General features: G+C 71.9%; 23 protein-coding genes and 1 pseudogene. 12 read left to right on the top strand and 12 right to left on the bottom strand.

All coding sequences use genetic code 11. The features are described 5' to 3' along the window. Nucleotides 1-33 precede the first annotated feature (33 nt). The 7 genes from AB0H75_RS40930 to AB0H75_RS40900 all read right to left on the bottom strand — a co-directional run bounded on the left by AB0H75_RS40930 (nucleotide 34) and on the right by AB0H75_RS40900 (nucleotide 5,666). Nucleotides 34-828 carry an SDR family NAD(P)-dependent oxidoreductase gene (locus AB0H75_RS40930; protein ID WP_367805610.1) on the bottom strand — a complete coding sequence of 265 codons (795 nt, stop codon included), beginning with the start codon at nucleotides 826-828 and terminating at the stop codon, nucleotides 34-36. A 74-nt stretch (nucleotides 829-902) separates the two neighbouring features. Next, nucleotides 903-1,856 (bottom strand): lysophospholipid acyltransferase family protein, encoded by a 954-nt coding sequence (locus AB0H75_RS40925; protein WP_367805608.1) that lies wholly within the window; start codon nucleotides 1,854-1,856, stop codon nucleotides 903-905. Beyond that, nucleotides 1,853-2,848 (bottom strand): NAD-dependent epimerase/dehydratase family protein, encoded by a 996-nt coding sequence (locus AB0H75_RS40920; protein WP_367805606.1) that lies wholly within the window; start codon nucleotides 2,846-2,848, stop codon nucleotides 1,853-1,855. Before AB0H75_RS40920 ends, AB0H75_RS40925 begins: the two co-directional genes overlap by 4 nt. Before the next feature lie 22 nt (nucleotides 2,849-2,870). Further along, complete coding sequence (locus AB0H75_RS40915) at nucleotides 2,871-2,969, bottom strand: AURKAIP1/COX24 domain-containing protein (protein WP_018654693.1); 99 nt, start codon at nucleotides 2,967-2,969, stop codon at nucleotides 2,871-2,873. A 176-nt stretch (nucleotides 2,970-3,145) separates the two neighbouring features. Next, nucleotides 3,146-3,349 carry a helix-turn-helix domain-containing protein gene (locus tag AB0H75_RS40910; protein WP_026214222.1) on the bottom strand — a complete coding sequence of 68 codons (204 nt, stop codon included), beginning with the start codon at nucleotides 3,347-3,349 and terminating at the stop codon, nucleotides 3,146-3,148. Between the two features lie 312 nt (nucleotides 3,350-3,661). Next, nucleotides 3,662-4,459, bottom strand: a complete 798-nt coding sequence (locus tag AB0H75_RS40905; protein ID WP_367805603.1) for a phosphatase — start codon at nucleotides 4,457-4,459, stop codon at nucleotides 3,662-3,664. A gap of 43 nt (nucleotides 4,460-4,502) precedes the next feature. Next, on the bottom strand, nucleotides 4,503-5,666 hold the full coding sequence (locus AB0H75_RS40900; RefSeq protein ID WP_367805601.1) for an acetoin utilization protein AcuC: 1,164 nt from the start codon (nucleotides 5,664-5,666) through the stop codon (nucleotides 4,503-4,505). Nucleotides 5,667-5,819: 153 nt separating this feature from the next. Between AB0H75_RS40900 and AB0H75_RS40895 the strand changes: the two genes are divergently transcribed. The 4 genes from AB0H75_RS40895 to AB0H75_RS40880 all read left to right on the top strand — a co-directional run bounded on the left by AB0H75_RS40895 (nucleotide 5,820) and on the right by AB0H75_RS40880 (nucleotide 9,308). Beyond that, nucleotides 5,820-6,953, top strand: coding sequence for a sensor histidine kinase (locus AB0H75_RS40895; protein WP_367805720.1), 1,134 nt, complete (start codon nucleotides 5,820-5,822; stop codon nucleotides 6,951-6,953). Next, a complete protein-coding gene (locus tag AB0H75_RS40890) occupies nucleotides 6,950-7,603 on the top strand; it encodes a response regulator (protein WP_367805599.1) in 654 nt (217 codons plus the stop codon). Before AB0H75_RS40895 ends, AB0H75_RS40890 begins: the two co-directional genes overlap by 4 nt. A gap of 80 nt (nucleotides 7,604-7,683) precedes the next feature. Beyond that, on the top strand, nucleotides 7,684-8,574 hold the full coding sequence (locus AB0H75_RS40885) for an ABC transporter ATP-binding protein (RefSeq protein ID WP_367805597.1): 891 nt from the start codon (nucleotides 7,684-7,686) through the stop codon (nucleotides 8,572-8,574). After that, nucleotides 8,571-9,308, top strand: coding sequence for an ABC transporter permease subunit (locus tag AB0H75_RS40880; protein ID WP_367805595.1), 738 nt, complete (start codon nucleotides 8,571-8,573; stop codon nucleotides 9,306-9,308). The genes AB0H75_RS40885 and AB0H75_RS40880 overlap by 4 nt, the downstream gene beginning before the upstream one ends. 51 nt (nucleotides 9,309-9,359) lie before the next feature. Here the strand turns inward: AB0H75_RS40880 and proC are convergent, their stop codons facing one another. Together proC and AB0H75_RS40870 are read right to left on the bottom strand one after the other, a co-directional pair. Continuing rightward, a complete protein-coding gene (gene proC, locus AB0H75_RS40875; protein WP_367805593.1) occupies nucleotides 9,360-10,154 on the bottom strand; it encodes a pyrroline-5-carboxylate reductase in 795 nt (264 codons plus the stop codon). Nucleotides 10,155-10,167: 13 nt separating this feature from the next. Beyond that, entirely contained in the window at nucleotides 10,168-11,049 is an 882-nt protein-coding gene (locus AB0H75_RS40870) for a proline dehydrogenase family protein (RefSeq protein WP_367805591.1), read from the bottom strand. A gap of 71 nt (nucleotides 11,050-11,120) precedes the next feature. Between AB0H75_RS40870 and AB0H75_RS40865 the strand changes: the two genes are divergently transcribed. The 7 genes and pseudogenes from AB0H75_RS40865 (at nucleotide 11,121) to AB0H75_RS40835 (ending at nucleotide 19,496) form a co-directional block, all read left to right on the top strand. Beyond that, complete coding sequence (locus tag AB0H75_RS40865) at nucleotides 11,121-11,585, top strand: hypothetical protein (RefSeq protein ID WP_367805589.1); 465 nt, start codon at nucleotides 11,121-11,123, stop codon at nucleotides 11,583-11,585. 305 nt (nucleotides 11,586-11,890) lie between these two features. Next, the gene (gene dnaK / locus AB0H75_RS40860) at nucleotides 11,891-13,765 is read left to right on the top strand and encodes a molecular chaperone DnaK (protein WP_367805587.1); all 1,875 of its coding nucleotides are present in this window, start codon (nucleotides 11,891-11,893) and stop codon (nucleotides 13,763-13,765) included. Next, the gene (grpE, locus tag AB0H75_RS40855; protein ID WP_367805585.1) at nucleotides 13,765-14,409 is read left to right on the top strand and encodes a nucleotide exchange factor GrpE; all 645 of its coding nucleotides are present in this window, start codon (nucleotides 13,765-13,767) and stop codon (nucleotides 14,407-14,409) included. The genes dnaK and grpE overlap by 1 nt, the downstream gene beginning before the upstream one ends. A gap of 19 nt (nucleotides 14,410-14,428) precedes the next feature. Then, nucleotides 14,429-15,604 (top strand): molecular chaperone DnaJ, encoded by a 1,176-nt coding sequence (gene dnaJ / locus AB0H75_RS40850; RefSeq protein WP_367805583.1) that lies wholly within the window; start codon nucleotides 14,429-14,431, stop codon nucleotides 15,602-15,604. 3 nt (nucleotides 15,605-15,607) lie between these two features. Further along, a pseudogene (locus AB0H75_RS40845) lies at nucleotides 15,608-15,889 on the top strand (helix-turn-helix transcriptional regulator); the annotation flags it as partial. Nucleotides 15,890-15,965: 76 nt separating this feature from the next. Next, entirely contained in the window at nucleotides 15,966-18,539 is a 2,574-nt protein-coding gene (gene clpB / locus AB0H75_RS40840) for an ATP-dependent chaperone ClpB (RefSeq protein ID WP_367805581.1), read from the top strand. Nucleotides 18,540-18,773: 234 nt separating this feature from the next. Further along, nucleotides 18,774-19,496 carry a hypothetical protein gene (locus AB0H75_RS40835; RefSeq protein WP_367805579.1) on the top strand — a complete coding sequence of 241 codons (723 nt, stop codon included), beginning with the start codon at nucleotides 18,774-18,776 and terminating at the stop codon, nucleotides 19,494-19,496. 263 nt (nucleotides 19,497-19,759) lie between these two features. Here AB0H75_RS40835 and AB0H75_RS40830 read toward each other — a convergent pair whose 3' ends face one another. Continuing rightward, nucleotides 19,760-20,290, bottom strand: a complete 531-nt coding sequence (locus AB0H75_RS40830; protein WP_367805577.1) for a hypothetical protein — start codon at nucleotides 20,288-20,290, stop codon at nucleotides 19,760-19,762. Nucleotides 20,291-20,463: 173 nt separating this feature from the next. On the opposite strand from AB0H75_RS40830, the gene AB0H75_RS40825 reads away from it, so the two are divergent. After that, complete coding sequence (locus AB0H75_RS40825; RefSeq protein ID WP_367805575.1) at nucleotides 20,464-20,805, top strand: hypothetical protein; 342 nt, start codon at nucleotides 20,464-20,466, stop codon at nucleotides 20,803-20,805. Between the two features lie 13 nt (nucleotides 20,806-20,818). Here the strand turns inward: AB0H75_RS40825 and AB0H75_RS40820 are convergent, their stop codons facing one another. Both AB0H75_RS40820 and AB0H75_RS40815 read right to left on the bottom strand, forming a co-directional pair. Beyond that, complete coding sequence (locus tag AB0H75_RS40820; RefSeq protein ID WP_367805573.1) at nucleotides 20,819-21,388, bottom strand: TetR family transcriptional regulator; 570 nt, start codon at nucleotides 21,386-21,388, stop codon at nucleotides 20,819-20,821. Between the two features lie 152 nt (nucleotides 21,389-21,540). After that, nucleotides 21,541-23,334 carry an SDR family NAD(P)-dependent oxidoreductase gene (locus AB0H75_RS40815; RefSeq protein WP_367805571.1) on the bottom strand — a complete coding sequence of 598 codons (1,794 nt, stop codon included), beginning with the start codon at nucleotides 23,332-23,334 and terminating at the stop codon, nucleotides 21,541-21,543. Nucleotides 23,335-23,376 lie beyond the last annotated feature (42 nt).

The raw sequence follows: 23,376 nt of genomic DNA, 5'->3' as shown, positions 1-23,376 counted from the left end.
CACGCATGTCTTGCCACAACCCGCCACCCGGGTTCACAGCTCCTTGCGGAAACCGCCGTCCACGGCGAAGTCGGCGCCGGTCGTGCTGGCCGAGCGCGGGGAGGCCAGCAGCGCGACGACGTCGGCGATCTCCTGCGGGTGGACCAGCCGGCCGGTGACCAGCTTCATCATGCTGGGGGCGACCTCGGCGACGACGGCCTCCTTGGACGCCCCCGCCATGCCCGCGATGACCTCGGCGGCCCCGCCCTCCTTGGTCCACCAGTCGGTGAGCACCGGGCCCGGCGAGACGGTGTTGACCCGCACGCCCTGCCCGCCGAACTCCTCCGACACGGCCTTGCTCACGTGGTTGAGCGCGGCCTTGGCGGCGCCGTAGTCGACGTTCATGGCCCCCGGCTGCCGGGCGACCCCGGACGAGACGTTGACGATCGAGCCGCCGCCCCTGCCCACCATCACCGGCACGGCGGCGCGGATCATCCGTACGGCGGAGAACAGGTTGAAGGCGAACATGGCCTGCCAGTCCTCCTCGTCCGGCGTGAGGAAGCCGACCCGGGGCAGCGTCGCCCCGGGCGGCGGCCCGCCGGCGTTGTTGACCAGCACGTCCACCCCGCCGAACTCCTCGACGGCCCGGGCCACGACCCGCGCCGGGGCCTGCGGGTCCATGAGGTCGGCCGCGACGTGCAGGGCCTTGCCGGGCAGCTCGCCGCCCGCACTGCGCGAGACGGCCACGACGTGCGCGCCCTCCTCGGCCAGCGTGCGGGCCACGGCCAGCCCGATGCCCTTGGACGCGCCGGTGACGATCGCCACCCGCCCGGAAAGCTGGAGGTCCATCGATGGGTCCTTTCGGTGTTCACGACAATGCGCCATCGAGAACACCGCGGACGTCCGGGCGGTTGCGGCGGGAATCAGAAGAAGGCGTGGCCGCGGCGCAGCCGCAGCTCGTTGAGCAGCTGCTGGATGACCTCGCGCACGTGGTCGGTGACGTTGAAGACGAGCATGGGGTCGTCGGCGGCCTCGGGCTCGTACTCGTCGGTGCGGATCGGCTCGCCGAACTCGATCATCCACTTGGACGGCAGCGGCACCAGCCCGAGCGGCCCGAGCAGCGGGAAGAGCGGCGTGATCGGCAGGTAGGGCAGCCCGAGCAGCCGGGCCAGCGACCGGAGGTCGCCGATCTTGGGGTAGATCTCCTCGGCCCCCACGATCGCCGTGGGCACGATGGGCACCCCGGCCCTGATGGCCGAGGCGACGAAGCCGCCGCGGCCGAAGCGCTGCAGCTTGTAGCGCTCGGAGAAGGGCTTGCCGACGCCCTTGAAGCCCTCGGGGAACACCCCGACCAGCTCGCCCTTGCGCAGCAGCCGGTCGGCGTCCTCGCGGCAGGCGAGGGTGTGGCCGGTCTTGCGGGCCAGGTGGCTGAGGAGCGGGAGCTGGTAGACCAGGTCGGCGCCGAGCAGCCGCAGCGGCCGGCCGGCGTCGTCGTGCATGGCGACCTGGAGCATCAGCGCGTCGAGCGGCAGCGTGCCGGAGTGGTTGGCGACGACCAGCGCGCCGCCCTCCTGGGGCACGTTCTTCAGCTCGACCGTCTCCACCCGGAACCAGTGGGTGTAGAGCGGCCGGATCAGCTCCAGGAAGACCTTGTCGGTCAGCTCGGCGTCGTAGCCGAACTCGTCGATCTCGTAGTCGCCGGTGACGCGCCGCCGGAGGAAGGCCAGCAGCTCGGCGAGCCGGTCGGGCTCGCCGTGCTCGCCATGCTCATCGTGCTCGTCATGCTCGCCGTGCTCATCATGCTCGCCGTGCTCGAAGGAGGGCGCGGCGGTGATGGGGATCACACGGTCGTCGTCCGGCTCGCGGGGAACGCTCAACTGGGCACACCTCCGAGCGGGCGCAGGCCGCGCGAGCGCAGATAGTCCTCGAAGGCCGCCCCGGTCGTGAACTTGGGCTTCCAGCCGAGCTCGGCCTCCAGCCTGGAGGTCTCGACGATCCGGCCGTAGCACAGCAGCTTGAGCTGCTCGGGTGAGTATTCGACCAGCCCGAGCCGGCGCGCGGCGTTGCCGAGCGCCTCGAACACGGGCGAGGCCAGCGGCAGCGACAGCCGCCCGGCCCGCCGCACGCACTGCGACAGCAGCAGCGCGCCGGCCCCGGCCACGTTGAACGTGCCGGGGTGGTCTTCGGTGGCCATCCGGCGCAGCACCTCGACCGCGTCGTCCTCGTGGACGAACTGCAGCCGCGGGTCGAAGCCGAACACCGTCGGCAGCACCGGCTGGGCGAAGTAACGGGTCAGGGGCGAGTCGACGCCAGGCCCCACGAAGTTGGCGAAGCGCAGCAGCGACACGGTGACGTCGGGACGGCGGCGCGCGAAGCCCCGCACGTATCCCTCGACCTCGCACGCGTCCTTCGCGTAACCGTGGCTGGGGCCGTCGTGCGGCTCCAGGTCCTCGGTGAAGACCGCCGGATCCCGCGGCGACGAGCCGTAGACGGCGGTGGTGGAGCGCACCACCACGCGCCGCACGGTCGCCGACCGCTGGCAGGCGCCGAGCAGCTGCATGGTGCCGATGATGTTGTGCTCTTTCATGGCGGCCCTGCCACCGCCCCCCGAGGGAGCGCTGACCAGGCTCATGTGCACAACAGTGTCGATGTCCGCGGCCGCGAGCACCTGGGCGATGTCGGGGCTGCGCAGATCCACCCGGACGAACTCGGTCCGGCCGAGGAGGACATCACCGTCACGTGTCAGCGAGGGGGGTGGCACGGTGTCCACTCCGATGACACGGCTGATGCCCGGGTCCGCGGCCAGGACACTCGCCACCCGGGCGCCGATGTGGCGCGAGACCCCGGTGACGAGCACGGTGTGGGTCATCAGCGCCTCGCAGCTGCGTCGGTTACTTCTTGTTACGCCGCTGGATGCGCGTCTTCTTGAGCAGCTTGCGGTGCTTCTTCTTGGCCATCCGCTTGCGGCGCTTCTTGATCACAGAGCCCACGGGACCCCCAGGTACTGATAGCAAGTCTGAAACGGAGTGCGAGCGCACACCGGCTCACAGACTACCGGCGATCCGCGGTGGATCGGGCCGTGGGGGGGTGAGAGCCCGGTCGCGCGTCGCGCGCGGCCGGGCTTCTCCCGTGACAGCACTCACGGCGTGACCATCACGTCGCTACGTCAACCTGCCTCGATGTAGGCCTCCCGCAGATAGTCGTGTACGGCCTGTTCGGGCACTCTGAACGACCTGCCTACCCTGATGGCCGGCAGCTCGCCGGAGTGTACGAGCCGGTACACCGTCATCTTGGACACCCTCATGACCGTCGCCACTTCTGCGACGGTCAGGAACTTCACCTCGCTGAGAGGTCTTTCGCCTGCACCCATCGGACGCCTCTTCCGCACGTGTTACCGGGTTATCCCCACTGGTGCCATTGCTCACGCACGTGTACTGCCGTCAGCGTAAGTCGGGACTCCGAGTGCGCAAACCCCCTAGTTTCTCTCCTGGCGGAGCCGCCTGTCAGCCGAATCGACGAAGTCGCTGGTGAGCAGCCGGTCCGAGCACCTCCCCTACCCCTTGGAACTGTCCAGGTTGCCATACATAAGAGTCCCCCGCGCCGTACCAAAAGTTGCCAAAGGGACAGCGAGCCCCTTGGAATGCAGGCGCGAAAAGACGGTATGGGGAGGACCGAATTGAACTCAGAGGGCTCGTGAGACCAGTGTGACCAAACGTTCGGTCAACGGAGCGTAATAGCGGGGTAGCACATTGTCGTCCAGTGGCACGACAACGTCGATCTTGCCCTCGGCCTCGCCGACGAACAGCCCGGGGTCGTTGGAGTCGGCGAAGGCCACCGTCGGCACGCCGGCCTCGCCGGCCGCGCCCGCCCAGCCGTGGTCGGCGACCACCAGATCGGGCATCGGCTCCGGCGACCCCCCGCCGCCCAGCTCGCGCAGCATGTGCCGCATCGGCGCGGCGTCGTGGGTGTGCACGAAGCTGCCCCGGTCGTCGAGCATCGCGACGTCCTGGAGGTAGCGGATGCGGCGCGGGCGGCCGAAGCCGGAGCCGGAGTACGTCCAGCCCTCGGCGGGCGTGAGCAGCCGCGCGCCGCGCTGAGCACAGAAGGCCGCCAGCGGCAGGTGGACGGCCAGCAGCCCGGTGGGGTGGCCGGTGGCGAACAGGATGCGCGGCTCCGGCCTGGCCAGCGCCGACGCGATGCGCTCCGCCATGGCGTCGAGCGCGTCGATCGTCAGGTCGGGGTCGATGGTGTCCTGGCCCCACCGGTGGCCGGGGTCGGCGACGACGCCCGCGGACTTGGCCATGAGCGCGAGCACGTCGCGGAAGGACCACGGCTGGTCGAAGCTCAGGCCGAGGGCGTAGTGGGGATCGCCGTTGGCCAGGGAGCTGTAGTGGTCGAGGTTGTTCTCGCGGGAGGTCGCGACGTCGCCGGCAATGCGCGTCCGGACGAGGTGATCGCGGAGTTGGTCGCGGCTCAGCACAGCTTTCCTTCGCAGAACGTCGAGCGCTGCGGATCGTCGAGCGCTAGGGCAACGGGTCGAGGCCGTGCAGGGGGAACACCGCTTTCCGGGTCGCCATGACCGCACGGTCGATGGGGTCCGCAGGGTCATAACCACCGGAGATGTCATGAAATTCCGGATTACGGCCGTCCGTCATGGTCAGCGGCGGGGTCTCTCCCGTGCGCTCCCTCACGTAGCGGCGCCACTCCTCGCTCGTCTGCGCGGCCGGGTCGATCGGATGGCCCGCCGCCTCGCCGATCAGGTGCGTCCACGCCCGCGGCACGACCTGGACCAGTTCGTAGCCGCCGCCGCCGACCGCGATCCAGCGCCCGCCCGCCGTCTCGTGGGCCAGGCGGTGCAGGGCGGCGTAGGCGGCGCGCTGGCCGTCCACGCTGAGCATGAGGTTGGCCAGGGGGTCCAGCGCGTGACTGTCGCAGCCGTGCTGGGTCACCAGGACCTCGGGCCGGAACTCGTGCAGCAGCGGCGGCACCACCGCGTGGAAGGCCCGCAGCCAGCCGGCGTCGCCGCAGCCGGCCGGCAGCGCCACGTTGACCGCCGTGCCCTCGGCCCCGGTCTCCTCCGGGAAGCCGGTGCCGGGGAACAACGTGCGCGGGCTCTCGTGCAGGCTGATCGTCAGCACCCGCGGGTCGTCGTAGAAGGCCGCCTGCACGCCGTCGCCGTGGTGGACGTCGACGTCCACGTAGCCGACGCGGCTCACGCCCCGCTCCAGCAGCCAGGCGATGGCGAGGGCCGGGTCGTTGTAGACGCAGAAGCCGCTGGCCATCGCGGGCATGGCGTGGTGCAGGCCGCCGGCGACGTTGACCGCGTGCTCGGCCGTGCCCTCCCAGACCGCGCGGGCGGCGGCCAGCGAGGCGCCCGCGATCAGCGCCGACGCCTCGTGCACGCCCTTGAAGGCCGGGTTGTCCATGGTGCCGAGCCCGCAGCCGAGGTCGGGGAAGCCGTTGGCGGACACGCGCTTGACGGCCTCGATGTAGTCGCGCTTGTGGATCATGGCCAGCTCGTCGTCGCCGGCGGGCGCGCACCCCGCCAGCTCGACCTGGTCGAGGACGCCCATGTGGCGGGCGAGCGCCATGGTCAGCTCCACCCGGACGGGAGCCAGCGGGTGGCCCGGGCCGAAGTCGTAGGAGGTGAGCGCGTCGTCCCAGATCACCCGTACCGACCGGCTCATGCCCACCCCTCCGCGTGCCAGCTCGCCTTCCGCCGACGGTACCGCAGCGCGGACCGCGCGTTGTAGCCCGGGTTCGCGTCGTGGCCCGGCTCCGCGTCGCGAAAAACCGCTGCCCGCACCCGATCCCTCATGACTTAGGGTTTGGACGTGCGGATGGGGCGGGCGGTCATGCGGGCCGTGCGGTTCCTGCGGCGGCCCAGGGTCTTCGACACCGCGCTGGTGATCGCGATCTCGGTCCCGGCGCTCGTCGGCCTGATCTCCATGATCCTGCTGGGCGAGGTCCAGACCGCGCTGGGCACCGCCCACTACCTGGTGGGCGCGGTGCTGCTGCTCATGCGCCGCGGCCGGCCCGTCCTGACCGTCGCGCTGGTCGCCGCGCTGGACGTCGCCGGCTTCGCCGCCCACCTCGTCTCGATCTCCAGCCTGCCCACGATCATCGCGCTCTACAGCGTGGGCCGCTACACCTCCGGCCGCACCACCGCCCTGGCCGCGCTCGCCGCCTACGCCGCCGAAGCCGCGGCCGGCGAGATCTTCTGGCCCGGCCGGGGCAACTGGGTGGGCTCCCTGTTCTCCGTCGGGATCGCCGTGGGCGTCGGCCAGCTCGTCCGGCTGCGTACCGAGCTGACCGCGCGCAACAGGCGCGAGGTCGCCGACGCCGCCGTGCGCGAGGAGCGCCGGCGCATCGCCAGGGAGCTGCACGACATCGTCGCCCACCACATCACCGTCATCAACGCCCTGGTCGGCGGCGCGCGGGCGACGCTGCCCGCCGAGCAGGACGTCACCAGGAACGCCCTGGAGAGCGCCGAGCAGACCGCCCGCCAGGCGATGACGGAGATGCGCCGCCTGCTCGACGTGCTGCGCGCCGACGGCGACGGCAGGGGCGACGACGGCCCTGACGCCGCGACCGGGGCCGGCGCCGACCGCCTGCCCGCGCTCATCAAGGAGGCCAGGTCGGCCGGGCTGCCCGCCGGCCTCACCGTGACCGGCACCCCCGTCGAGCTGCCCGCGCCCGTGGACCTCGCGGTCTACCGCATCGTCCAGGAGGCGCTGACCAACACCCGCAAGCACGCCTCCGGTGCCCGGGCCGTCGTGCGGCTGGCCTACCGGCCGGAGGCGGTCGAGGTCGAGGTCGTGGACGACGGGCTGGCCAAGGACAACGGCGCGCCGGGGTTCGGGCTCGGCGGCATGGCCGAGCGGGTGGCCCTGTGCGGCGGCCAGCTCTCGACCGGCCCGCGCCCCGGAGGTGGCTTCCGCGTACACGCCCGCATCCCCCTGGAGAGACCATGATCCGAGTGCTGCTCGCCGACGACCACGAGCTGGTGCGCACGGGCTTCAGGCTCATGCTGGACGCCCAGCCCGACCTGTCCGTGGTCGGTGAGGCCGGCGACGGCGCGCAGGCGGTGAGACTGTCCCGCCGGTTGCGGCCGGACGTGGTGCTCATGGACCTGCACATGCCCACCCTGGACGGCGTGCGCGCCACCGAGCTGATCACCGCCGAGCTGCCCGAGGTGCGGGTGCTCGCGCTGAGCACGTTCGACCTGGACGAGAACGTCGTCGCGGCCCTGCGCGCGGGCGCCGACGGCTTCCTGCCCAAGGACGTCTCCCCCGAGGAGCTGATCGAGGGGGTGCGCGTGGTGCACCGGGGCGAGTCGGCCGTCGCGCCGCGCCTGCTGACCCGGCTGATCGGCACCTTCGTCCGCGCCGCCCGGCCCCGGCCGGTGCCCGCCGGCCTCGACGGGCTGACCGAGCGGGAGCGGCAGGTCCTCGTCCTCATCGCCCGCGGCCGCTCCAACCAGGAGATCGCCGCCGAGCTGGCCGTCTCCCCCTCGACCGTCAAGAACCACGTGACCAGCCTGTTCGCCAAGCTCGGCGTCAGGGACCGGGCGCAGGCGGTGATCGTCGCCTACGAGGCGGCGCTCGTCCACCCTGGAGACTAGGAGCAAGGTCCCAGAACCCCCGCGGGAAGACGGTTCCCGGGCAGGACGAAACCGGCGGCCCGCGACGGCACGCTGGGATCATGACCGCCATCCGAGCAACCAACCTGAGCAAGCGCTACGGCGCCACCGTCGCGGTTGCGGATCTGTCCTTCGACGTCGAGCCCGGCCAGGTGACGGGCTTCCTGGGGCCCAACGGGGCCGGCAAATCCACCACCATGCGCATGATCCTCGGGCTCGACCGCCCGTCCGGCGGCTCCGTGCTCGTGGACGGGCGCCCCTACCAGGAGCTGCGCCATCCGTTGCGCAAGGTGGGCGCGCTGCTGGACGCCAAGGCCGTGCACGGCGGGCGCAGCGCCCGCAACCACCTGCTGGCCATCGCCCAGAGCAACGGCCTGCCCGCGAGCCGGGTGGAGCAGGTACTGGAGACCGTGGGCCTGCGGGAGGTCGCCAGGCGCCGCGTCGGCGGGTTCTCGCTGGGCATGGCGCAGCGGCTCGGCATCGCCGCGGCGCTGCTCGGCGATCCGGAGATCCTGCTGTTCGACGAGCCCGTCAACGGCCTCGACCCCGACGGCATCCTGTGGATCCGCACGCTGATGCGCAAGCTGGCCGCCGAGGGGCGTACGGTCTTCGTCTCCAGCCACCTGATGAGCGAGATGGCCCAGACCGCCGACCACCTCATCGTGATCGGCAAGGGCCGGCTCATCGCCGACACGAGCGTCGGGGAGTTCATCGGCCGCAGCTCGCAGGGGTACGTGCGGGTGCGCTCGCCGCGGCTGGCCGAGGTCGCCGACCTGGTCAAGGCGGGCGAGCTGCACCCCGACCATCTGCGGGTGACCACGATGGGCCCGCTGGAGATCGGCACCCTGACGGCGCGGGCCGGGCTGCCGCTGGAGGAGCTGACGTACGTGCAGCCCTCGCTCGAAGCCGCGTACATGGAGCTCACCAAGGACAGCCTGGAGTTCACCTCATGATCGACATCCTCCGGTCCGAATGGACCAAGATCCGCTCGGTCCGCTCGACGGTGTGGACGCTGGTCGCCACCGCCGTGATAATGATCGGCTTCTCCACCCTCATCAGCGCCTCGGCGCAGTCCCAGGCCGAGCGGCCGATCGGCACCGATCAGGCGCTCGCGATGAGCATGATCGGCACGATGTTCGCCTCGTTGTCCATGGCCACCCTGGGCGTCCTGGTGATCTCCAGCGAGTACCGCACCGGCGGCATCCGTACCTCGCTGATGGCCGTGCCCCGGCGGATGCGCCTGCTCGCCGGCAAGATGGCGGTCTTCACCGTGACCTCGCTGGTCGTCTGCACGCTGACCTCGGCGGCGGCGCTCGGCGCCGGCCTGGCGATCACCCAGCCGGCGATCACCGCGGGCGACGTGGCGCGGGTGGCCCTCGGCGGCGGCCTCTACCTGACCGCGTGCGGGCTGTTCGGGTTGGGGCTCGGCACGCTGATCCGGCACACGCCCGGCGCGATCGTCTCCGCCATCGCGCTGATGCTGGTGCTTCCCATCGTGGCGCAGCAGTTCCCCAGCCAGTGGGGGCACACGGTGGCCGAGTACGTCACCACGAACGCGGGCCAGCTCGTCGTGCTCGACCTGGGCAACAGCTCGCTGAGCCCGTGGGCCGGGTTCGGGGTCTACCTGGTGTGGATCGCCGTGGCCGTGGTGTCGGGCGCCGTCCTCATGCAGCGCCGCGACGCCTGACCCGCCCGCCTGACCCGCCCGCCCGCCCGGGCCACCTGCCCGGGTGCCGGCTCAGCCGCCCGCGAGCTGCCTGCCGCGGTCCCTGGCGGCCTCGATGGCGGCCAGGAACGCCGCCCGCACGCTGTGCCGCTCCAGCTCGGCGATGGCCGCGATGGTCGTGCCGCCCGGCGAGGTGACCGCCTCGCGCAGGATCACCGGGTGCTCGCCGGAGTCGCGCAGCATCACGGCCGCGCCGACGATGGACTGGGTGACCATGTCGAGCGCGGCGGCGCGCGGCATGCCGAGCAGGATGCCGGCGTCCACCATGGCCTCGACCAGGTAGAAGAAGTAGGCGGGGCCGCTGCCGGACAGCGCCGTCGCCGCGTCCTGCTGGGACTCGGGGATGCGCAGCACCTTGCCGACCGGCTTCAGCAGGTTCTCGGTCAGCTTCAGGTGCTCCTCGCCCGCGTGCGCGCCGGCCGAGATGACGCTCATCGCCTCGTCGAACCTGATCGGCGTGTTGGACATCACCCTGACGACCGGGACGTCCACGCCGAGCCGCTGCTCGACGAAGGAGGTGGTGATGCCGGCCGCGGCCGTGATCACCAGGCGGTCGGCGGGGACGTAGGGGGCGATCTCGGCCAGCAGCGTGGCCATGTCCTGCGGCTTGACGGCCAGGATCAGCGTGTCGGCCGCCTTGGCCGCCTCGGCGTTGGTGACGGTGCGGACGCCGTACGCCTCGCGCAGCGCCTGCGCCCGCTCGGCCCGGCGGCTGGTCGCGAGCACGTCACCCGGCTTGAACCCGGCCCGCAGCAGCCCGGACAGCAGAGCCTCGCCCATCTTGCCCGTGCCCAGAATCGCAATCATCCTGGCAGCCTACTCAGTGGCGCGACACCAGGGAGCGCAGGAAGAAGGTCAGGTTGCGGGGGCGCTCGGCGAGGCGGCGCATCAGGTAGGCGTACCAGTCGTCGCCGTAGGGGACGTAGACCCGCACCTGGGCGCCGAGGCCGGCCAGGCGGGCCTGCTCCTCGGGGCGGACGCCGTACAGCATCTGGTATTCGAACCCGCCCGCGTCGCGCCCGTCGAGGACGGCCAGCGTGGCGGCGATCCGCAGCAGCCGGGGGTCGTGGGTGGCCACCATCGGGTGCCCGGTGCCGGCCATGAGGACCTTCAGGCACCGCACGAACGACCGGTCGATGTCGGCCGGCGCGGTGTAGGCCCCCGGCGCGGTGTAGGCCCCCTTGCACAGCCGCACCCGGGCCCCGTCCAGCTTCTCGCACCGCTCCAGGGAGTCGGGCAGGTAGGCCTGCACCACCACGCCCACGCCGGGGTGCTCGCGGCGCAGCGCGGCGTGCACGGCGTGCAGCCCGCGGATCGTGTCGTGCTCCTCGGCGTCGAGCGTGACGGTGACGCCCCGGCCCTCGGCGGCCCGGCAGATGGTGGCCGCGTGCTCGGTGGCGAGCCGCTGCGACAGCCGCAGCCCGAGCGCGGTGAGCTTGACCGACACGTCGGCCCCGGCGGGCAGCAGGCCGAGCAGCGTGAGGTATGCGCTGACGGCGGCCTCGGCCTGCTCGTGGTCGGTCACCTCCTCGCCGAGGTGGTCGACGGTGACGAGCAGCCCGCGCCGGGTCAGCTCGGCCACCACGGCGGCGATGTCGTCGGCGACGTACCGCCTGACCACGTCTCTGGTCAGCGGCGAGGTGGAGATGACGCGCTCGGCGCGTCGGCTCTTGGAGACGGCGAGCATGGCCTGACGGAGCACGGCAACCACACTATCCCCGCAGGGTCGCTGAACCGCGGGAGCCCGTGATCCGTCGTAAGGGTATGCGCACGATGACGAAAGCGACTCTCCTGGCCGGCTCCCTGGTGCTCGCGACGAGTTGTGCCACCGCTCCGGCGGCCGGGCCGGCCGCGTCCCAGGGCTCCCCCGTCCCCCCGCCGCCGGTCGCCGTGTCCCCGGTCACCACCGCCCCCTCGGCGCCCGCCGACGAGCCCAAGCAGGTCAAGCCGGTCGGCAACGCGCTCAACGTCCACAAGGTCCGCTGGGACCGGGCCAGGCCGGTCTCCAAGGGCAGGCAGGTGCGGCTCACCTGGTGGTCGGGCGTCGCGCCGTGCACGGTGCTGGACAGGGTCAAGGTCAAGGAGACCCGGAAGAAGGTCACGATCACCCTGTACGAGGGCACCGGCCCCAAGGCCAAGAACGCCTCCTGCATCATGATCGCCATCCAGAAGACCACCACCGTCAAGCTCAAGAAGGCCCTGGGCAAGCGCACCCTGGTGGACGGCGCCAAGCGCTGAGCACGCCTGTCCCCCGTCTGACATGTCCAACAGCGGACATCCCTGCTGACAACGGGCCGATCTCCTGCGATACCTCGATCAGGCGCCGTTTTCGTGCGCTCACTCTCCTGCCATCCTCCAGCGGACCCCCGGCGCGCGCCCACCGCCCGGGGGTCCGCGCTGTCCTGCGGAAATCCTGGCCCTCATCCGGGAATGCGCGCGCGCTCACAAGGGTTGAGTCGAGTAGGCTCAAGTCGTTTGACAAAGACGACAGGTATCCGTAGGTTGAGTCCAACCGACTCAACTTTGACTACAAGGACGTACTCATGGCACGTGCGGTAGGTATCGACCTTGGGACGACCAACTCCGTCGTCTCGATCCTCGAGGGCGGTGAGCCCACCGTCATCGCCAACGCGCAGGGCTCGCGGACCACGCCGTCCGTGGTCGCCTTCGCGAAGAACGGCGAAGTCCTGGTCGGTGAGGTCGCCAAGCGGCAGGCCGTCACCAACGTGGACCGCACCATCCGCTCCGTCAAGCGCGAGATGGGCACCAACTGGTCCCAGGAGATCGACGGCAAGAAGTTCTCGCCGCAGCAGATCAGCGCCTTCGTGCTGCAGAAGCTCAAGCAGGACGCCGAGGCGTACCTGGGCGAGAAGATCACCGACGCGGTGATCACCGTTCCCGCCTACTTCAACGACGCCCAGCGCCAGGCCACCAAGGAGGCCGGCACGATCGCGGGCCTCAACGTGCTCCGCATCATCAACGAGCCGACCGCCGCGGCCCTCGCCTACGGGCTCGACAAGGAGCAGGACCAGACGATCCTGGTCTTCGACCTCGGTGGCGGCACCTTCGACGTGTCGCTGCTCGACGTCGGCTCCGAGGACGGCCACGGCTTCGTCGAGGTCAAGGCCACCTCCGGTGACAACCACCTGGGCGGCGACGACTGGGACCAGCGCGTCGTGGACGAGCTGGTCAAGCGCTTCCAGAACGCGCACGGCGTCGACCTGTCCAAGGACAAGATGGCTCTCCAGCGCCTGCGCGAGGCCGCGGAGAAGGCCAAGATCGAGCTGTCCAGCCAGTCCGAGACCAGCATCAACCTGCCCTACATCACCGCTTCCTCCGAGGGCCCGCTGCACCTCGACGAGAAGCTCACCCGCTCGGAGTTCCAGCGGCTCACCGCCGACCTCCTCGAGCGGACCAAGGGCCCGTTCCACCAGGTCATCAAGGACGCCGGCATCAAGGTCTCCGACATCAGCCACGTGGTGCTGGTCGGCGGCTCGACCCGCATGCCCGCCGTCACCGACCTGGTCAAGGAGCTGACCGGCGGCAAGGAGCCCAACAAGGGCGTCAACCCGGACGAGGTCGTCGCCATCGGCGCCGCCCTCCAGGCCGGCGTGCTCAAGGGCGAGGTCAAGGACGTCCTGCTGCTCGACGTGACCCCGCTGTCGCTGGGCATCGAGACCAAGGGCGGCATCTTCACCAAGATCATCGAGCGCAACACGACGATCCCCACCAAGCGCTCCGAGGTCTTCACCACGGCCGAGGACAACCAGCCGTCGGTGCAGATCCAGGTCTTCCAGGGCGAGCGCGAGATCGCCGCCTACAACAAGAAGCTGGCGACCTTCGAGCTCACCGGCATCGCGCCGGCCCCGCGCGGCATCCCGCAGATCGAGGTCACCTTCGACATCGACGCCAACGGCATCGTCAACGTCTCCGCCAAGGACCTGGGCACCGGCAAGGAGCAGTCGATGACGATCACCGGCGGCTCCGCGCTGCCGAAGGAAGACATCGAGCGCATGATGCGCGAGGCCGAGTCGTACGCCGAGGAGGACAAGAAGCGCCGCGAGGAGGCCGAGGTCCGCAACAACGCCGACGGACTGGCCTACCAGACGGAGAAGTTCCTCCGCGAGAACGACGACAAGGTTCCCGCCGACATCAAGACCGAGGTCAACGACGCCCTGTCCGAGCTGAAGAAGGCTCTTGAGGGCACCGACACCGACGTCATCCGCACCTCGGCGGAGAAGCTCGCCACCGTCAGCCAGAAGATGGGCTCGGCCATCTACGCCGCGAGCCAGGGCCAGCAGGCCGGCCCCGAGGGCGCCCCGCAGGACGCCTCGGCCGGTGACGCGGGCCAGCAGAAGGCCGACGAGGACGTGGTCGAGGCCGAGATCGTCGACGACGAGCCGAAGAAGGACAAGTGATGCCGCCGCGCGACAACGGGCACGACGAGCCGGTGATCCGCGACAACCGCAAGATCGACCCGGAGACGGGGCAGCCCCGCGAGGGCGCTCCTCCGGCGGACGGCCAGCCGTCCGCCGGAGCGCCGGCCGACGACCTGGCCGGCGGCTCGGCGGGCGGCTCGGCGGGCGACGGCGAGCTGGCCGCCCAGCTCGCCGAGCGCACCGCCGACCTGCAGCGGCTCCAGGCCGAGTACGTGAACTACCGCAAGCGGGTCGAGCGCGACCGGCTGGCGGTCAGGGAGCAGGCGGTGGCCGGCGCGCTGACCGAGCTGCTGCCCGTGCTCGACGACATCGGCAGGGCCCGCGACCACGGCGAGCTCACGGGGGGCTTCGCGAAGGTGGCGGAGTCGCTGGAGGCGGCCCTCGCCAAGCTGGGCCTCACCTCCTACGGGCAGAAGGGCGACCCCTTCGACCCGACCGTCCACGAGGCGCTGATGCACAGCTACTCGCCGGACGTCACCGAGCCCACGGCGATCGAGGTGTTGCAGCCTGGATACCGGATGGGCGAGCGGGTGCTGCGCCCGGCGCGGGTGGCCGTCGCCGAGCCCGCCGAGCCCCAGGAGGCCCCCTCGGCCTCCGCGGGCGAAACCGAAGACGAAAGCTGACGAGGACGAAGGGCCGTAGATGAGCACCAAGGACTACCTGGAGAAGGACTACTACGCCGTCCTTGGTGTGCCCAAGACCGCCACCGCCGACGAGATCAAGAAGGCCTACCGCAAGCTGGCCCGCCAGTACCACCCCGACAGCAACCAGGGCGACACCGCCAAGGAGGCCAAGTTCAAGGAGGTCTCCGAGGCGTACGACGTCCTGTCGGACACCAAGCGCCGCAAGGAGTACGACGAGGCGCGCACGTTGTTCGGCTCCGGGGTGGGCGGCCAGCGGCCCGGCGGCGGCGGTTTCACATTCGACTTCGGTGACCTGTTCGGGGGCACCGGGCAGAGCGGCCAGGGAGGTGCGGGAGAGCGGCTCGGCGACCTGTTCGGCGGGCTGTTCAACCGCGGCGGCGGCGCGTCCACGCGCACCACGACCACCCGGCCGCGGCGGGGCCAGGACATCGAGTCCGAGGTCACGCTGACGTTCACCGAAGCCGTCGAGGGCACCACGGTGTCGCTCAGGCTCACCAGCTCGGCCGCCTGCACCGCGTGCAGCGGCACCGGCGCCAAGGCGGGCACGACCCCGAGGGTCTGCCCCACCTGCGAGGGCACCGGCGCCGCCAGCCGTAACCTGGGCAACTTCGCCTTCTCCGAGCCCTGCCGCGACTGCAAGGGCCGCGGGCTGATCGTGGACGACCCCTGCCCCGTGTGCGAGGGCAGCGGCCGGGCCAGGAGCACCCGCACCATCCAGGCGCGCATCCCCGCCGGCGTCGCCGACGGCCAGCGGGTCAAGCTCAAGGCCAAGGGCGCGCCCGGCGAGAACGGCGGCCCGGCGGGCGACCTCTACATCCTGACGCACGTCAAGCCGCACGCGGTGTTCGGCCGCTCGGGCGACAACCTCACCGTCACCGTGCCGGTGACGTTCACCGAGGCGGCCCTGGGCGCCGAGATCAAGGTGCCCATCCTCAAGGGCATGCCGGTCACGCTGCGCATCCCGCCGGGCACCCCCAACGGGCGTACCTTCCGGGTGCGGGGCCGTGGCGTCACCCGCAAGGACGGCACCAAGGGCGACCTGCTCGCCACCGTCGAGGTGCTCGTGCCGCACACGCTGGACGACAAGTCACGCGAGCTCCTCAGCGAGTTCCAGACCGCGACCGCGGGCGACGACCCGCGCGCCGACCTCATTCAGCGAGCCAGAAGCGAGTAGCCGATGGACGCCAACTACTTCGACCTGTCCGACGACACGCCGGTCTACGTGATCTCGGTGGCCGCGCAGCTGTCCGGTCTCCATCCGCAGACCCTGCGGCAGTACGACCGGCTCGGCCTGGTCAGCCCCGGCCGCACGGCCGGGCGCGGCCGCCTCTACTCCACAAGAGACATCATCCAGCTCCGCGAGGTGCAGCGGCTCTCCCAGGAGGAGGGCATCAACCTCGCGGGCATCAAGCGGATCCTCGAACTCGAGAACGAGGCCCTGCGTCTGCGCGAAGAGGTTCACCGCCTGCGCGCCGAGATGCGGATGGTCAGAGCGCTGATCCGCTACGAGCTGCCACCGGGGGCCTGAGAACGACATGGACTACAAGCTCACCCAGAAGAGCCAGGAGGCTCTCTCGGGGGCCATGCGGCGTGCCGCCGCGGAGGGCAACCCCGAGATCTCCCCGGCTCACCTGCTGGCCACCCTGCTCTCGCAGACCGGCGGCACCGCCGTGCCGCTGCTGGAGGCCGTCGGCGCCGACTGGCGCGCGTTGCGGACCCGTACGGAGGAGCTGCTGGCCGGGCTGCCGAAGGCGCAGGGCGCGACGGTGGGGGCGCCGTCGAGCTCCCGCCAGCTCCTCACGGTCATGAACACCGCCGCCCAGCACGCCAACCGGCTGGAGGACCTCTACGTCTCCACCGAGCACCTGCTGGTGGGCCTGGCGGCCGACGGCGGCCAGGTGGCCGGCCTGATGAAGGCGCAGGGGGCGACCGCGCAGGCGCTGCTCGACGCGTTCGAGAAGGTGCGCGGCAACGCCCGCGTCACCAGCGAGACGCCCGAGGACACCTACCAGGCGCTGGAGAAGTACGGCGTCGACCTGACCGAGCGCGCCCGCAGCGGCAAGCTCGACCCGGTCATCGGCCGCGACTCCGAGATCCGCCGCGTGGTGCAGGTGCTCAGCCGCCGCACCAAGAACAACCCGGTGCTGATCGGCGAGCCCGGCGTCGGCAAGACCGCCGTCGTCGAGGGCCTGGCCCAGCGCATCGTGGCCGGCGACGTGCCGGAGTCGCTGCGGGGCAAGCGCCTCATCTCGCTCGACCTGGGCGCGATGGTGGCCGGCGCGAAGTACCGCGGCGAGTTCGAGGAGCGGCTGAAGGCCGTGCTCTCCGAGATCAAGGAGAGCGACGGGCAGGTCGTGACGTTCATCGACGAGCTGCACACGGTCGTCGGCGCGGGCGCGGCCGAGGGCGCCATGGACGCGGGCAACATGCTCAAGCCCATGCTGGCCCGCGGCGAGCTGCGCATGATCGGCGCGACCACGCTCGACGAGTACCGCGAGCGCATCGAGAAGGACCCGGCGCTGGAGCGCCGCTTCCAGCAGGTCTACGTGGGCGAGCCCACGGTCGAGGACACCATCGCGATCCTGCGCGGGCTGAAGGGCCGCTACGAGGCCCACCACCAGGTGCAGATCGCCGACGGCGCGCTGGTCGCCGCCGCCGCGCTGTCCGACCGGTACATCACCAGCCGTTTCCTGCCGGACAAGGCCATCGACCTGGTGGACGAGGCCGCCTCGCGGCTGCGCATGGAGATCGACTCCCGTCCGGTGGAGATCGACCAGCTCCAGCGCGCCGTGGACCGGATGAAGATGGAGGAGCTGGCCCTGTCGAAGGAGACCGACGAGGCCTCCGTCCAGCGGCTGGAGCGGCTGCGCAAGGAGCTGGCCGACCGCCAGGAGGAGCTCAACGCCCTCGTCGGCCGCTGGGAGCAGGAGAAGGCCGGGCTCAACAAGGTCGGCGAGCTGAAGAAGCAGCTCGACGAGGCCAAGAGCGCGGCCGAGCGGGCGCAGCGCGACGGCGACTTCGAGGCCGCCTCCCGGCTGATGTACGCCGAGGTGCCGCGGCTGGAGCAGGCGCTCAAGGCCGCCGCCGAGGCCGAGCAGCCCGAGGACGCCATGGTCAAGGAGGAGGTCGGGGCCGACGACATCGCCGAGGTGATCTCGTCGTGGACCGGCATCCCCGCCGGGCGGCTCCTGGAGGCCGAGACGGCCAAGCTGCTGCGCATGGAGGACGAGCTGGGCCAGCGGCTCATCGGGCAGCAGGAGGCCGTACGGGCCGTCTCGGACGCCGTGCGGCGCAGCCGGGCCGGCATCGCCGACCCCGACCGCCCGACCGGGTCGTTCCTCTTCCTCGGCCCGACCGGCGTGGGCAAGACCGAGCTGGGCAAGGCGCTGGCGGAGTTCCTGTTCGACGACGAGCGGGCGATGACCCGCATCGACATGAGCGAGTACTCCGAGAAGCACAGCGTGGCCCGCCTCGTCGGCGCGCCTCCCGGTTACGTCGGCTACGAGGAGGGCGGCCAGCTCACCGAGGCCGTGCGCCGGCGCCCGTACACCGTGGTGCTGCTGGACGAGGTCGAGAAGGCCCATCCCGAGGTCTTCGACATCCTGCTCCAGGTGCTCGACGACGGGCGGCTGACCGACGGCCAGGGCCGCACGGTCGACTTCCGCAACACGATCCTGATCCTCACCTCCAACCTCGGCTCGCAGTTCCTCATCGACCCGAAGCTGGAGAACGACGCCAAGCGCGAGGCCGTCATGGCGGCGGTGCGCTCCGCCTTCAAGCCGGAGTTCCTCAACCGCCTCGACGACGTGATCCTCTTCGACGCGCTCGGCACGGAGGAGCTGGCCCAGATCGTCGACCTCCAGGTCGACCGGCTGGCCCGGCGGCTGTCCGACCGCAGGCTGACCCTGGAGGTCACGCCGGCGGCCCGCGAGTGGCTGGCCCTGACCGGCTACGACCCGCTCTACGGCGCCCGCCCGCTGCGCCGACTGGTCCAGTCCGCCATCGGCGACAAGCTCGCCAGGGCGGTGCTGGCGGGCGAGGTCGTGGACGGCGACAAGGTGGTGGTGGAGCTCGGCGACGACGAGCTGCTGGTCCAGCGCGCCGCCTGACGCCCGGCACCCTCTTCCAGGAGCCCGGCTTCCAGGAGCCCGGCTTCCAGAGCGCGGCTTCCAGAGCCCGGGGACCCGTCGCGGTCTCCGGGCTCCGGCGTGTCATGGCACGGTCATCGGGCCCCTCGCTCGGTAAGGTTCGCCCCACCCTTCGGACAAGCGCCGCACGCCACGCCCGCGGTGCGACTACGTTCGGCGTGCGTCAGATCATCGACAACGATCAGGGGGCGTGCGGTGCCATTCCGACAGATCCGGAGCATCGTCGCGACGACCGCGCTGGCCGCGCTGGCCGCGGGCGTGACCTGGCTCGCCGCGGGCCCGACGGGGGCCGACGCCTGCGGCGGCGCCGAGCGGACCGTTCTGCCGAGCGGCCTGGTCGGCTGCGGCGAGCGCACGGAGTTGCATCTGAACGACGTCCCCGGGACACGGGAGATCACCCCGGAGGTCAACGACCTCGCCATGACCATGGGACGGCTGGCCCGCCGGCTCGGGCTCGCCGGGCTGGCGATGGGGCGGGCGGTGCCCGGCATGGCCGATCTGGGCGGCGTCGCCGCCACCTGGGGCATGCCTTCCCTGGCCTCCGCCTCGCCGCGCTTCTTCCCGGCGGCGGCCGGCCCGGCCGGCATGGAGGACCTGTCCACGGCGGCGCACGTCGCCGCCCTGCCGACGCTTCCCGTGCTGCCCTCCGCGCCCGCCGCGGCGCCGCCGCAGGGGCGGCTGTCCCAGGGCACGCCCCTGGGCGGCGGGCCGGCGCACACCAAGAGCGCGGGCAAGGCGGGCAAGCAGGCCAAGGACCCGATCGGCCTGGAGAAGCCGGTGAACGAGGTGGGGTCGCGGGTCGTGGGCGAGCTGCTGCCGCAGGCGGTCGGTGACCTCGGCGACTCCGCGGTCCTTCCCGGCCGCGACCCGGGCGTGGCCGGGCTCACCGGCCTCGTGCGGGACCTCGGCCTCCGCTGACCACGCCCGCCTCCGGGCCTCCGCTGACCGCGCCCGTCTCCGGGCCTCCGCTGACCGCGCCCGTCTCCGGGACGCCGCCGGCAGCACCCGCCTCCGGGACGCCGCCGGCAGCGCCTGCCTCCGGGACGCCGGCGGTGCCCGCCTCTCGGGTGGCGGGGCGGGTGGCGGGCACGGCGGGATGGCCCGCGCACCGCCGTTCATGAGCGGCGCGCGTGCCGGGCCGCCGGCCGGCGCCGGGCGGCGGGCCCGGGCCGGCGGGGCGGTCAGTGGACGAGGGCGTCCAGTTCGTCCTCGGGCAGCCCGAGATCGACCCGGATGCGGTACCGCGTACGCAGGGCCGCCTCGTGCTCAGGATCGCTCTCGTCGGACCCCAGGGCGGCCTGGGTCGCCCACTCCAGCCCGCCCTTGAGGTCGCCGTACGCCACCAGCGTCTCGGCGATCGTGTGAGCGGTCGCCGTGGAGACGCCGCCCTCAGCGCGTATCGTCTCGATGATCTCCCTCGCCTCGTCCTGCCGGTCGAGCTCGAAGAGCGTGTCGGCGATGCCGGCACGCGGGTCGAACCCCGTCTCTCCGCCGTCCTCGACCGCGCGCTGGAAACACTCCATCGCGCGGGCGGGCTGTCCGGCCGCCCGCCACTCCTCGGCGGCGAGGACCAGGATCGACGCCCTGGACACGTCACCGGAGGTGTATCCGAGCGCGACGTCGTAGAGCCGACTGGCCAGGGAATCGTGGTCGTCGGCCAGCAGGGCCTGCTCAAGCAGACGATCAAGGTGCTCACGGGTCACATGCGCCACACCGCGAGACTACCGAGCCACGTGCGCCTTTGCCCGGTCAATGCACATCGCGACCCGGTTCCAGTTTCGGTCACCGTTCGTCCAGGAATCCCTACTCTCCGCGTGTTATCCCTGATCGCCGGGGATATACGACATGCTTTGCGTCCCCGCGAGCGGAAGGGGCTGTGATGGGCATGTCCAGGCAGATGACCTTCGCGCTGGCCTGTACGGTCGTGTTGTCGGCCCTCGTCCCCGGCGTCGCCGGCTACCTGTCGGCCCGGATGGAGGCCATCGAGACCGCGGAGCGCAACCTGCGGGCCCTGGAGACGCGGCTGGAGCTGCGCGAGGCCCGGGAGGCACGCCCGGTGTCCCGTCCCGCGCCCTGCATGCGCACGCCGTCCACGCCGCAGTTGCAGGAGTTCTCCGCGACCGCTCTGGGCGGGCGCGGGCACGCCGGGCGGCGGCCGGGCCCGGGTGTCCCGGAGTGGCTGCCCGGCCTGCTGCGCGACGTCGAGAACGCGATCGGGGAGGAGTGACCCCGCACCCCCGCTACGGGGTGGCGGGCGACCAGGATTTCAGCCGGCGGGACAGGAAGCCGCGGATGAGCTGCCTGGCCGCCTCGATCATCTCGGGGTCGCCGTCGGGGTGGCGGCGGAAGGCCAGTTTCAGCACCGCGTCACCGGCCTCGACCGCCACCAGCACCGACAGGTCGAGCTGCGGGCTGTCGGCCAGGCCGAAGCCCGTCAGGAACAGCCCCCGCAACCGGCCCGCGATGACCGTGTTGTTCTCGGAGTCGGAGTCGAGCAGGTTGAGGTCCACCGCGTCGCCGAAGTGCAGGCTCTTGAAGCCGGCGACCTGGCGGTGCATGTCGACGTAGACGTCGATGATCGCGTCGACCGCCTCCCACCAGCCGCGGTAGTCCTCTTCCAGGAAGCGGCGGTCCACCCTGCGGACGAACTCCTCGACGTTGCGCCGGGTGAGCTCCTGCGTGATGGCCCGTTTGTCGGGGAAGAACTGATAGACCGAGCCGATCGCCACGCCCGCCCGCTCCGCGATGCGGGTGGTGGACAGGGCCTCGTAACCGGACTCGTCGAGCAGCTCGGCGCAGGCGTCGAGCATGCGCTCGACCCTTCGCGCGCTGCGACGCTGCGCGGGCCGCCGCCTGAGGGCTTGGGGCTGAGCGCAATCATCATCCATTTGCGGGGAAGACACGGATTCATCTTCTCCTGTACGGGCGATCGTTAGGCGCACATTTATGGATTTCCCATCGGTCAACCCAGCCAGGCCAGCCCGCGCGTCAACCGGGGGGAAATCCTGGACAGCGCATAACCCATTCTGCCTTCCAGGTTGACCGGCACGACCGCCTGGTCGCGGTGCACGGCCCGCAGGATGTGCGCGGCCACCCGCTCGGCCGGGTAGCGGCGGCGCGCCAGCCAGCGCGCGGCCGGCTCCCTGCGGTCCGGCCCGGCGTACGTGGCGTGCTCGGCCATGGGCGTGGACACGAACCCGGGGCACACGACGCTCACCCCGATGCCGTGCCCCGCCAGCTCGGCCCTGAGGACGTCGCTGAGCGCCTTCACGCCCGCCTTCGACACCGAGTACGCGGGCAGCAGCCGCGTCGGCACGAACGCCGCCACGGACGCGACGTTGACGAGGTGCCCGCCCTGCCCGCGCTCGACCATGGCCGCCGCGAACAGCCGGCAGCCGTGGACGACGCCCCAGAGATTGACGTCGATCGTCCGGCGCCAATGCTCCACCGTGTGATCGAGAATGGAGCCGGCGACGGTGATTCCGGCATTGTTGACCACAATGTCCGGTACCCCATATTGCGAGATGATATTTCGCGAAAAGTCTTCCATCTGATCGATATTCGCGACATCAAGCTGGACGCCCCACGCCGTGCCCCCGCGCGCCGCGCCGAGCCCGTCGGCGCGGATCCCCTCCGCCGCCCGCGCCGCGGCCGCCCCGTCGAGGTCCGCGCACACCACCTCGCCGCCGTGCGCCGCGAACGCCCGCGCCGTGGCCAGCCCGATGCCCGAGCCCGCGCCGGTGACCACCACCAGCCGGTCGGCGAACGCCCCGCGCCGCACCCCGCGCCGCGCCACCGCCGGTGCCCCCGCTGTCCCCGCCTGCGCCCCCGCCCGTGCCTCCGCCTGTGTCCCCACCCGGGCCCGCCGCAGCTCGCGGCTCGCGGGCGCGCCCTCGACGTGCGCCACGAACTCGGCGATCATCCCCGCCACCACCCCGGGCCGGCCGCGGTGCGCCCAGTGCCCGGCGTCGATCCGGCGCCGCCAGAGCCGGGACGCCGAGCGCCCGCACCACTCCGACAGCGCCTCGGTCACGAAGACGTCGTGCGCGGGCTCGACGAGCTGAACGGGAACGTCGATCACCGGCCCGGCGGCGCCCGGATCCGGGGGGCGGGCGGGGCCGTGGCGCAGGTTCGCCCGGTAGAGCCATAGCCCGTTGCGCCCGTCCCGCACCAGCGTCCGGGCCGGATGGCCGTCGCGCGGCGGCGCGCCCTCGCGCCGCAGCCGCCGCGCCAGCAGCCGCGGCACGAGCGACCCCCAGGCCAGCTCGGGCACGACGGGCACCAGGAACGCCCCGATGTACCAGGACCGGACGAGCTGCGCGAGCCGGTCGCGCGGCCTGCCGTGCCGGGCGAAGCCCGCCACCTGCCGCGTCCCCGGCCCGCCCAGGCTGGTGAAGGAGGCCAGCCGCTCCCGCAGGCCGGGCCGCCCGGCCGCCTCCCATCCCTGCACCGAGCCCCAGTCGTGCCCCACCAGGTGCACCTTCCGCCCGCGCCCCGGCACGGCGTCGAGCACCGCCTCCAGGTCGTCCATCAGGCGGTCGAGGCCGTAGTCGCGGTGGTCGCGGGGCCCGGTGGACGCGCCCGCGCCCCGCACGTCGTAACGCACGACGTGGAAGCGCCCGGACAGGAGCGCGGCGACCTCGTCCCAGACGCGGTGCGTGTCGGGGTAGCCGTGCAGGAGCAGCACCGTGGGGTGGGCGGGGTCGCCGTCCGTGTGGACCGCCAGCCGCACGTCACCGGACTCGACCCATCGCATCGCGACCCCCTTGTTGGACGGCCGGTCCAGGATACCGACCGG

Origin of the sequence: Nonomuraea sp. NPDC050783, from assembly GCF_040802095.1 — a bacterium.
Classification (GTDB): Bacteria; Actinomycetota; Actinomycetes; order Streptosporangiales; family Streptosporangiaceae; genus Nonomuraea.
Note: the sequence above shows the minus strand (reverse complement) of the source record. Positions and strands in the feature narration are given on the sequence as shown.